Raw genomic sequence first — 1,242 nt, forward strand, 5'->3', positions numbered from 1 at the left:
ACCCAAGCTCGACCACGGGCTCGAAGACCCAAGGGGCCACGGTCTACCGCGCCCTCTGCCTCCAGACCCCCGAACCCTAGCGCAGCCTTCAGATACAAGGGGGCGGACAGCCCCCCGCGGGGTCCGGCTCCGCGCCCCGGGGCGACGCTGCGACACGCTCTCTCAGGCCGCCCGCAAGATCCGCCGGCACCCCGCGGCTGCACGGGCGACGAAGGCCGACCGGTCGTCGCCCCCGCCGCGCACGGCGAGCAGCGCCTCGGCCGTGCCGAGGGGGAGCGGGCGCACGAGGACTTCTCGCGAGAGATCGGCGATCCGCGTGCCGACGGCTGCGGACGTGGGCAGGTCGGGCTCGGCGAGCAGCGGCGCGTAGGCGGCGAGCTCCTCGCAGACGGGCCACGAGCCGGCGCCTGCGACGAGGCAGCCCCGGTCGTCGACGAGCACGAGGGCCTCGAGCTTCCCTTCGCTGCGCGCGACGGAGAGCTGGTAGTGCAGCGCCGTGATCGGGTCTTCGCTCCTCCGCCTGCGGCGCTCGGCCCCGAGGGACGACGGCGGGGCCTCGATGGGATCCATCCTCGACAAGAGAGAACCTCCTTCGCGGGAAATGGTCGCCCGTTCGCCGCGCTGGGGTCCACTTTCCGGCGAGATCCCGTTCCTGTATGCTCCGCCCCCGGCGTGATCGTCACGCGTTCGAACGGAGGCGGTTTCCATGGGACTCATCGAGAAGCGGCTCATCAAGGAAGCGAAGGAGTCCTGGCTTCCGGAAGAGCAAAAAGACATCCAGAAGGAGGTCGGCGCGCCCGTCGTCGTGGACGTCGACTGGGCAACCTTCGAGACCGACGAGGCCGCGCTGAAGAACGTCCAGCACCTCGGCGTCCGCAAGCTCGCCAACGCCTTCCGCGTCATCTGCGTCGACGAGCTCGGCAAGGAGGCCGTCCGCGAGGGCGTCAAGCGCATCGTCGTCACGAACCTGAAGGAGGGCGCCCCCTCCGTCGGCCTGAAGGACGGCGTCGTCACCCTCGCGTGTGTGTTCGCCAAGGGCTCCGACGGCTGCATCACGGATCTCGACATCGCCAAGATCCTCACCCGCGCGCTTTAGTCCCTGAGCATGAAGCGCCGCGCCGGGGCGCTGCCCCGGACCCCGCGGGGGGCTGTCCGCCCCCTCGACCCCGGACCAGCCAGGGGCTGGACCCAGGGTTGAAAAACTGCGCTCCGCGCAGTTTTTCAAACAGGCCGACGAAGAAG

Annotated in this window: 2 protein-coding genes; one reads left to right on the forward strand and one right to left on the reverse strand. The window is 70.3% G+C overall.

The genetic code is table 11. The features are described from left to right. Window positions 1–162: 162 nt before the first annotated feature. The gene (locus tag QHF89_RS49845; protein WP_284722032.1) at window positions 163–570 is read right to left on the reverse strand and encodes a hypothetical protein; all 408 of its coding nucleotides are present in this window, start codon (window positions 568–570) and stop codon (window positions 163–165) included. Between the two features lie 136 nt (window positions 571–706). Between QHF89_RS49845 and QHF89_RS49850 the strand changes: the two genes are divergently transcribed. After that, window positions 707–1,096 (forward strand): hypothetical protein, encoded by a 390-nt coding sequence (locus QHF89_RS49850; protein ID WP_136970975.1) that lies wholly within the window; start codon window positions 707–709, stop codon window positions 1,094–1,096. Window positions 1,097–1,242 lie beyond the last annotated feature (146 nt).

Origin of the sequence: Polyangium sorediatum, from assembly GCF_029946465.1 — a bacterium.
Classification (GTDB): domain Bacteria; phylum Myxococcota_A; class Polyangia; order Polyangiales; family Polyangiaceae; genus Polyangium; species Polyangium fumosum.

Excerpts from the sequence above, each read along its gene's own strand:
- QHF89_RS49845 (WP_284722032.1), bottom strand. The coding sequence starts at position 570 with ATGGATCCCATCGAGGCCCCGCCGTCGTCCCTCGGGGCCGAGCGCCGC.
- QHF89_RS49850 (WP_136970975.1), top strand. The coding sequence starts at position 707 with ATGGGACTCATCGAGAAGCGGCTCATCAAGGAAGCGAAGGAGTCCTGG.